Here is an 8418-nt window from a genome sequence, read left to right as displayed (position 1 = left end):
TGGGTAACAAAGCCCTCTTCTATCTATATTTGGCGCGCGCAACTCCTGTGGCTCTATTTTGCTTTTCCGCACCTGGTGTGCCGCGCTCCGTTGAAAAATTCTCGCGACTTAACCTCTTCCTACAAACGGCATCTTCGTGGCCATCACGGTCATGAACTGCACGTTGGCGTCGAGCGGCAGGCTGTCCATGTAGACGATGGCGTTGGCCACCGCGGAGACGTCCATGCGCGGCTCGGCGATGGTCGTGCCGTTGGGCTGCAGCACGCCCTTGGTCATGCGGTCGGTCATCGGCGATACGGCGTTGCCGATGTCGATCTGACCGCAGGCGATGTCGTAGGCGCGGCCGTCGAGCGACGTCGACTTGGTGAGGCCGGTGATGGCGTGCTTGGTCGACGTATAGGCCACCGAGAAGGGCCGTGGCGCGTGCGCCGAGATCGAGCCGTTGTTGATGATGCGGCCGCCGCGTGGCGTCTGGTCCTTCATGATCTTGATGGCTTCCTGGGTGCACAGGAACGGTCCGGTCAGGTTCGCCGCCAGGACGTTCAACCACGTCTCGTAGGGCAGCTCTTCGAGCGGCACGGGCGGGGCGCCGCCACCGGCATTGTTGAACACGAGATCGAGACGTCCCCAGGTCGCTTTCACCCTGGCGAACAGCGCCACGATGTCGTCGCGCTTGCTGACGTCGGTCGGCACGGCGAGCGCGTTCGGCGCATTGTTGCCGGCCATCGAGGCCGTCTCGTCCAGCGCATCCTTGCGGCGGCCCGCCAGCGCGACCTTGTAGCCGTTGTTTAGCAGGGCGAGCGCAGAGGCGCGGCCGATGCCGCTGCCCGCGCCGGTGACGACTGCGATTTTTCCACTCATGGGTTCGTTTCCTCCTCGAAGGAGCGGACCCTAGCAGACCGGCGCCCCGCTATTGAAGCGCGGTACGTTACGGCAGCGTCTGGATGTAGGCCCGCCAGCCGCCCAGCGACGTGATGTCCTTCGCGCCCTGCGTTGCGTGCGCCTCGCAGAGGAATCCGAGAACGTCAGTGCCGTCGGCCAGGCTCACCGTGCCGAGGCCGAGCGGGGCGGGGATGCGGCGCAGCAGGTCGCCGATCCGCTCGGCCGGCAGGCTCCAGACCTCCAGTTCGATCGCACCGCCGCCGTCGCTGACGCGCACCAGTCCTGGACGGTGGGGCGGGCCGCCCGGCAGGGCATAGAAGCGATAGGCCGGGGCGGTCCTGCCGGCACTCTGCAGGCGCCCGCCCAGTTCCAGAAGCTGGCGGTTCAGCGGAAGGCCGCTCATATGCGCACCGACCACGGCGATCGGGATACGATCCTCCGCAACGACGGGATCCTTCTCGGGCTGGGGCAGCCGGCTCATCGTCTTGCCGAGCGGCAAGGGCACCGTGCGTTGCCAGCGGGCGCCGAAGGCCAGCAGGGCGCGCTCGGCATTCGCAGGGGCGATCAGGGTGATGCCGAACGGCATGCCGTCGGGCCGGGAGCCCGCCGGCACGGCGAGCGCCGACAGGCCGAAGAAGTTCACGAAGTTGGTGTAGTGGCCGAGATGCGAGTTGTAGAGCACCGGCTCGCGTTCGAGGTCGGCCAGCGTGTAGACCGTGCCGGCGGTGGGCACGACGAGGAAATCGAGGTCTTTCATTTGCGCGAAGGCGCGCGCCTTGAGGTCGGCGAGGCGGTACTGGCCTTCGAAGGCATCGACGGCGCTGTACTCGAGGCCGCTGAGCACGATCTGTCGTGTCGTCGGCCAGACGCCCGCCGTGTCGTCGGCGCCCTCCATGAAGGCACCGACCGCCGCGGTGCGCTCGGCGACCCAGGGGCCGTTGTAAAGAAGCTGTGCGGCATCGCGGAACGGGGCGTAGTCGATCTCGACCGGCGTGCCGCCCAGTCCCTTCAGCCGCTCGATCGATTGTGCGTAGAGCGCGGCGTAGGCGGTATCGCCGAAGAACTCCGCGTCCTTCGGGGCAAGGATGCCGAAGCGGAAGGTCCGCCCGATGGCCGGTGTGATCCTCGGCTCGGCAACGACCGCGAGCACGGCGTCGGCATCGGCACACGAGAGCGCGAATACCGAGGTGCAGTCGAGCGAGCGGCAGGCCGGCACCATGCCTTCGTTGCTGAGCAGGCCCGGCGTCGGCTTGAGCCCGACGATGTTGTTGAAGCCGGCCGGCACGCGGCCCGATCCCGCCGTGTCGGTGCCCAGCGAGAAGCTGACGAGGCCGGACGAGACCGCAACCGCCGATCCCGAACTCGATCCGCCCGGGACGTACGAGGCGTCGAAGGGATTGCGCGGTACGCCATAGGGCGAGCGCACGCCCACCAGGCCGGTGGCGAACTGATCGAGGTTGGTCTTGCCGATCACGATCGCGCCGGCGTCGACGAGGCGCCGCACGACTTCGGCCGAGGTCTTGGCTTCGTAGGCAAAGCCCGGACAGGCCGCCGTCGTCACCATGCCGGCCACATCGAGATTGTCCTTCACCGCGAAGGGCACGCCATAGAGCGGCAGCTGCTCGATCTCGTCGCGCCGCGCGTCGAGCGCGGCAGCTTGTGCGCGCAGGTCGGCGTCGGAAGCGCGCGAGATCCAGACCTTGTCGTCGCCTGCCTTGGCGATGCGGTTCAGCACCTCGTCGATGGTCTGCCGTACGTCGAGCGTACCGGCGCGATAAGCGCCGAGCAGCGCGTGAACCCCGAGGTCGAGAAAAGCTGTCATGTGAGGGTTTTAGACAACCCATGCATTGAATGCAGCCTCCAGATTCGCGCAGGCATTGGCACGGTCCTTGCCTCCTTGGCCGAGCGGGAAACACGGAGGCGAGGGGGTGCCATGAAGCGTCGCTTGGCTGAAACGGTGGCCGGGCTGGCAATCCTGCAGGTTCTTCGGCAACTTCGGGCGGAACTGGGCGCGAGCTACCGGCTCATGCGCCGCGATCTCCATGTCCTCTGAAGAATGTCCTCTGAAGACCGTCATCCCGGTTGAATGAAAGAAGGAAGCGCATGGCCGAAGAGAAGCGTGACGTGGCGCGCATGGTCGAGGAGGGCGCGAAGACCGCAGGCCTCACGATCGCGCCCGAGTACCTCCCCAACGTGATCCTGAACGTCGAGCGTTCGCTGATGATCGCGCGACCGTTGCTCGACCTGGACCTCGAGGACGATCTGATGTCGGCGCCGGTGTTCCGGCCATGACCGATCCCCTGTCGAAGACCGCGACCGCGACGGAGATCGCGGGCGCCGTGATGAGCGGCAAGGTCAAGGCCGCTGCCGTGATCGACGCGACCCTGAAGCGCATCGAGGCGGCCGAGCCCACGATCAACGCCTTCACCGATGTGGTCGCCGCGCGGGCCCGCCAGCGTGCGGCGGAGATCGACGCCGGCCTGCATCGCGGGCCGCTGATCGGCGTGCCCTTCGCGGTGAAGAACCTGTTCGACATTGCCGGCCTGCCGACGCGCGCCGGCTCGAAGATCAACATCGACGGCCTCAAGGCCGCGCGCGATGGCGCGCTGGTGCGCAAGCTCGAAGCGGCCGGCGCGATCCTGGTCGGCGGCCTCAACATGGGTGAGTACGCCTACGACTTCACCGGCGAGAATGCCCACTACGGGCCGTCGCGCAATCCGCACGACCCGACGCGCATGTCGGGTGGCTCTTCCGGCGGCTCGGGAGCGGCGGTGGCGGCCGGAGAAGTCCCGCTGGCGCTGGGCTCCGACACCAACGGCTCGATCCGGGTTCCGTCCTCGCTGTGCGGCCTGTTCGGGCTGAAGCCGACCTATGGAAGGTTGAGCCGCGCCGGGTCCTTCCCCTTCGTGGATTCCTTCGACCATCTCGGTCCGATCGCTCGTTCGGCGGAGGACCTGGCACTTTCCTTCGACGCCATGCAGGGCTGGGATTCGGACGACCCGGTCTGCACAGACCGGGCAGTCGATCCGACCCTGCCGCGCCTGATCGAAGGCGTCGACGGGCTGCGCATCGCCATTGCCGGCGACTATTTCGCCAAAGGTGGCGAGCCCGAGGCGTTCGAGGCCGTGGCGACTGTTGCCAAGGCGCTGGGCGCAACAAGGACCGTCGTGCTGCCGCAGGCGGCCGCGGCGCGCGCGGCGGCGTATGTGATCACTGCCATCGAAGGCGCGCAGCTCCACCTGCCGCGGCTGCGGACGCGGCCGCAGGATTTCGATCCCGACACGCGCGAGCGCTTCATGGCCGGCGCCCTGCTGCCCGGCGCCTGGTACGTGAAGGCCCAGCGCTTCCGCCGCCAGTATCGCGCCCACGTGCTCAAGCTGTTCGAAGAGGTCGACGTGATTCTGGCGCCCGCGACGCCCTGCACGGCGCCGAAGCTCGGCCAGACGATGATGACGCTGGACGGCGTCGAGCTGGCCGTGCGGGCCAATCTCGGCATCTACACCCAGCCGATCTCCTTCATCGGCCTGCCGGTCGCCGTGGCCCCCTTGCAACGGCCCGGTAGCCTGCCGATCGGCGTGCAGCTGATCGCAAAGCCCTACAACGAACAGGCCGCGTTGCGCGTGGCCGCCCATTTGCAGAAGCTCGGCGTCGCCGCCGCGCCGCCTGCGTAAGGAGTATTCATGGAAATCAACATCCCGGAAGTCGTCGCCGAGGTGACGGCCGCGTTCAATCGCTACGAGGCGGCGCTGAACAGCAACGACGTGGAAGTGTTGGACGAGCTCTTCTGGAAGAGCCCGCACACGCTGCGCTACGGCGTCGGCGAGCAGCTCTATGGCCACGACCAGATCGCCGCCTTCCGCTCGGGCCGCAACCCGCAGTTCGTGCCGAACCGCGACCTGCTGAAACTCTGGATCGTCACCTACGGTCGCGACTTCGGCACGGCCAACTGCGAGTTCCAGCGCCACGGCGCGGCCAAGCCCGGCCGCCAGAGCCACACCTGGATGCGCACCCCCGAGGGCTGGCGCATCGTCGCCGCGCATGTCTCGCTGGTGGGCGAAGCGACCCCGATGAAGAGCTGATCGCGACAGTCGCAAGCTTGCCTTTCCAGGGCGCTTTGCTGTTACTTTCGTAGCGTGCCTTCGACAACGTCCCTGTTCGCGCGGCGATTGAGCCTGGTCGCGGCTGTTTTTGCTATGTCCGGCGCCGGGATGGCATGGGCTCAGACGTCGATACCCGAGGGCGGCGGTCGGCCGGAAGAGCAGTGGAAGGAGCACAATGTTCGGGGGCGTGGACCTGGGCATCCCGCCGATCGGCTGATCGAAAATCAGAAGGCGCTTGAGATTGCGAGACGAGGCCTCGAGCGGGAACCCGCGAGCATCGCCTGGTTAAATGCACTGTGGGTATCCTGCCTGGCCGTCGGCGAAGCGCAGGAAATGGTGGGCGAGCGGTCGGACGCCCTTGTGTCGTTGAACGAAGGAAAGGCGGTCGTAGAGCGTTTGGTCGAGATCGAGCCGGCGAACATACGTTGGCAGGAAGCGATGGCGATGTTCTGGTCGGCGATCGGCCTGGCCAGCATCCCCGACGAACAAGGGGAGGCAGCCTTGTCTGCGTTTGATGCCGAGCTGGCGATTCGCAGGCATCTCGCCGAGGCGGCGCCGTCAGACGCTCGCGCTCGGACCAATCTGATGTATTCACTGCATAATCTCGGCTCTGCGCAGATGAAGCGCGGCCGTTTCGCCGATGCGGAAGCTTCGTACCGAGAAGCCTTGGCGATTGCGGAGGAAGTGGGTGCGAAGGGCAATGCGCACCGGCAAGGGGACCTTTCTGCGATGTATGCTCGTGTCGGCGCGGCATTGTTGGCGCAGGGTGACGTGCAGGCGGCCCGGGAGTATTTCGACAAGAGTTTGATGATTGCAGAGCGGTTGGTGAGGGAAGACCAGAAAGATATTGGTCGGCTTCTCGCGCTTGGCGAAGTACAGGATTTCCTAGGGCGTACCTCTCTTCGCTGGGGCAATCTGGAGCAGGCCGTTCAGTCCTTCCGTGCCGCGCTTGCCACTCAGCAGCGCGTGCTCGCGTTGCATCCGCAGGATCCCGCGTGGCAGATGCGCGTCTCTAACAGTTTGCTTGCGCTGGGGATGGTGTTAGCGCGCCAAGGGCTTGCGGAGGAGGCGCGTGATGCGCTCAGGAGGGGCCGAGGCATCGTAGTTGAATTAGGCGCCTCGCCTGATTGGTTCGACGAGCAATTGTCGAAGTTGAACTGAAGGAAGTAACCTCTGTGCTCCGTCTTCTCCTGACCCACGCTCCGCTCGCGCGGCGGCAGTACTACGGGACCCGCGCCCTCACACGGCTGCAGGGGCTGGTCGAGGTCGTGCTGCATGAGGGCGAGGCGCCTCTCGATCCTCAGGGCGTGATCGGGATGGCGCGCGGTGTCGACTTCATCGTTGCCGATCGGGCGACGGCGATACCGGCGGTCGTGTTCGAGAGCCTGCCGGGACTTCGCGCGGTGATGCGCAGCGCCATCGACATTCGCAACATCGACGTGGACGCAGCGACGAAGGCGGGCGTGCTGGTGAATCACGCCGAGGCGGGCTTCGTCCCGTCTGTGGTCGAACTCACGCTGGGATTCCTGATCGATCTGTCGCGCGGAGTCACGCGAGCGGCGACGGCCTACCACGAGGGTGCGAAGCCCGAGATCAGGGTTGGCCGGCAGCTTGGCGGCGCCACCGTGGGTCTCATCGGCTACGGCCGGATCTCGCGCGCGCTGGCGCCGCTGCTGGCCCAGCTCGGCATGACGGTGCTGGTATCGGATCCCTATGCCCAGGTCGACGATCCGCGCTTCGTGAAGCTGCCGATGGAGGAGCTGCTTGCCAGGGCCGACTATGTAATCTGCCTCGCCATCGCCAGCGAAGAAACCGAGAACCTGCTCGATGCGGCGGCCTTCGCCCGCATGAAGCCGGCCGCCTTCTTCATCAACATGTCGCGCGGCAACCTGGTCGACGAGGGAGCGCTCGCGAAGGTCCTGACCGAGGGCCGCATTGCCGGTGCGGCCATGGATGTCGGCCGCGCGCCCGACCAGATGCCGTCGCCCGAGCTGGCATGCCTGCCCAACGTCATCGCCACGCCGCATATCGGCGGGTTGACGCCGCCCGCCAGCGAGAGCCAGGCGATGGACACGGTCCGCCAGGTCGAGGCGCTGGTGAAGGGCGAGGTGCCGCCCAGCGCGGTCAATCTTTCGAGCTGGACCCGTCGGGGTTGAAATGCCCTGTCGGGGGGCGCATGTGCTGTGAATGCGCACCCCGAAGGATCTGATCGCCGTCCATGTCCCGTCCGAGGATCTGGGGGACTACAACCTCACCCAGACCGGCTGGTATGCGATGGATGACGGCGGCCACGTCATCCTCGGCCCCTTCGAGAGCCTTGCCCAATGCGACGGGGCGATCCGCGACCGGCTGCAGCAACAGAAGTTGTGAGCCGCCGCGGATGGGCGGGCGCGGGCTCAGTTGCCCGGCCCGCGCTCCATCGAGAAGGGCTGCCAGCGCTGCAGCTGGGACTTCTCCAGCACCATCGGATTGACGCAGGCGCGCGGCCACCTGCCGCCCAGCACCAGAGCAAGCTCGGCGCCGACGCGACGCTTGCGTGCGGGATCGAAACGGCTCGAGGCCGAGGCGACGTGCGCCGTCAGGATGACATTGTCCATGCCGAGCAGCGGATTGTTGTGGCCGACCGGCTCGGTCTCCAGGACGTCGAGGCCGGCGCCGGCGATCCAGCCTTCCTGCAGCGCCTTGATCATCGCTGGTTCGTCCACGGTGGAACCACGGCCGGTGTTCACGAACAGCGCGGTCTTCTTCATCTGGCGGAAATGCTGTTCCTTCATCAGGTGATGGGCGTCCTTGGTCCCGGGCGCGTGCATGCTGACGATGTCGGAACGCTGCAGCAGCTCGTCGTAGCTGACCGGCTGGACGCCGTAGTCGGACATCACCAGCTCCTCGATATACGGATCGTAGGCCAGCATCTGGAAGCCGAACGGCGCGGCCCGCTTGGCGACGGCGCGAGCGACATGGCCGAATGAGATGAAGCCCAGGGTCATGCCCATGAGGCGCGGGAACTGGTAGAGATGCGGGCGGCCCTTGGCCCATTCGCCCTTGCGCACCATCTGGTCCTGCACCACCAGGCGACGCCAGCTCGCGAGGATCAGCGTCATGGCATGGTCGGCCACTTCCTCGATGAAGGTGTCGGGCACATTGGTGACCGGGATGCCGAGCTGGGTAGCCGCGTCCACATCGACTGAATCGACGCCGACGCTGCCCAGCGACACGACTTTCAGTTTCTTGCCCGCCTCGATCACCTTGGCGGTGATGCGCGGGCGACCCTTGCCGTAGATGGCGTCGGCATCGGCGACCGCCTTGATGAGCTCAGCCTCATCCCCCGAAACCTCGACGATTTCCGCGCCGATCGGGCCCAGTGTCTCCATTTCCAGCGAATGATCGGTTTTTCCCGGTCCCGTCGTCACGATCTTGAAACGCGCCACGTGTTGTC

Annotated in this window: 9 protein-coding genes; 6 read left to right on the top strand and 3 right to left on the bottom strand. The window is 66.4% G+C overall.

Going from position 1 to position 8418, the window contains the following annotated elements; genetic code table 11:
- Window positions 1–108 precede the first annotated feature (108 nt).
- Together ACT6UX_RS12155 and atzF are read right to left on the bottom strand one after the other, a co-directional pair.
- Window positions 109–861 (bottom strand): SDR family oxidoreductase, encoded by a 753-nt coding sequence (locus ACT6UX_RS12155; RefSeq protein ID WP_444775408.1) that lies wholly within the window; start codon window positions 859–861, stop codon window positions 109–111.
- Window positions 862–928: 67 nt separating this feature from the next.
- A complete protein-coding gene (gene atzF / locus ACT6UX_RS12150) occupies window positions 929–2704 on the bottom strand; it encodes an allophanate hydrolase (RefSeq protein ID WP_444775407.1) in 1776 nt (591 codons plus the stop codon).
- Window positions 2705–2985: 281 nt separating this feature from the next.
- Here atzF and ACT6UX_RS12145 point away from each other — a divergent pair, with 281 nt between their 5' ends.
- From ACT6UX_RS12145 to ACT6UX_RS12120, 6 genes are all read left to right on the top strand, one after another.
- Window positions 2986–3174, top strand: coding sequence for an AtzG-like protein (locus ACT6UX_RS12145; RefSeq protein ID WP_444775406.1), 189 nt, complete (start codon window positions 2986–2988; stop codon window positions 3172–3174).
- Window positions 3171–4553: an AtzE family amidohydrolase gene (locus tag ACT6UX_RS12140; protein ID WP_444775405.1), complete on the top strand. Its 1383-nt coding sequence runs from the start codon at window positions 3171–3173 to the stop codon at window positions 4551–4553. Before ACT6UX_RS12145 ends, ACT6UX_RS12140 begins: the two co-directional genes overlap by 4 nt.
- 9 nt (window positions 4554–4562) lie before the next feature.
- Complete coding sequence (gene hpxZ, locus ACT6UX_RS12135; protein ID WP_444775404.1) at window positions 4563–4961, top strand: oxalurate catabolism protein HpxZ; 399 nt, start codon at window positions 4563–4565, stop codon at window positions 4959–4961.
- Between the two features lie 87 nt (window positions 4962–5048).
- Window positions 5049–6143: a tetratricopeptide repeat protein gene (locus tag ACT6UX_RS12130; protein ID WP_444775403.1), complete on the top strand. Its 1095-nt coding sequence runs from the start codon at window positions 5049–5051 to the stop codon at window positions 6141–6143.
- 14 nt (window positions 6144–6157) lie between these two features.
- Entirely contained in the window at window positions 6158–7138 is a 981-nt protein-coding gene (locus tag ACT6UX_RS12125; protein WP_444775402.1) for an NAD(P)-dependent oxidoreductase, read from the top strand.
- Window positions 7139–7169: 31 nt separating this feature from the next.
- Window positions 7170–7352 (top strand): hypothetical protein, encoded by a 183-nt coding sequence (locus ACT6UX_RS12120; RefSeq protein ID WP_444775401.1) that lies wholly within the window; start codon window positions 7170–7172, stop codon window positions 7350–7352.
- A 26-nt stretch (window positions 7353–7378) separates the two neighbouring features.
- Here the strand turns inward: ACT6UX_RS12120 and ACT6UX_RS12115 are convergent, their stop codons facing one another.
- Window positions 7379–8410: a C-terminal binding protein gene (locus ACT6UX_RS12115; protein WP_444775400.1), complete on the bottom strand. Its 1032-nt coding sequence runs from the start codon at window positions 8408–8410 to the stop codon at window positions 7379–7381.
- Window positions 8411–8418 lie beyond the last annotated feature (8 nt).

Origin of the sequence: Reyranella sp., from assembly GCF_052439685.1 — a bacterium.
Taxonomy (GTDB): Bacteria; Pseudomonadota; Alphaproteobacteria; order Reyranellales; family Reyranellaceae; genus Reyranella.
This window is presented reverse-complemented; position numbering and strand designations above follow the sequence as displayed.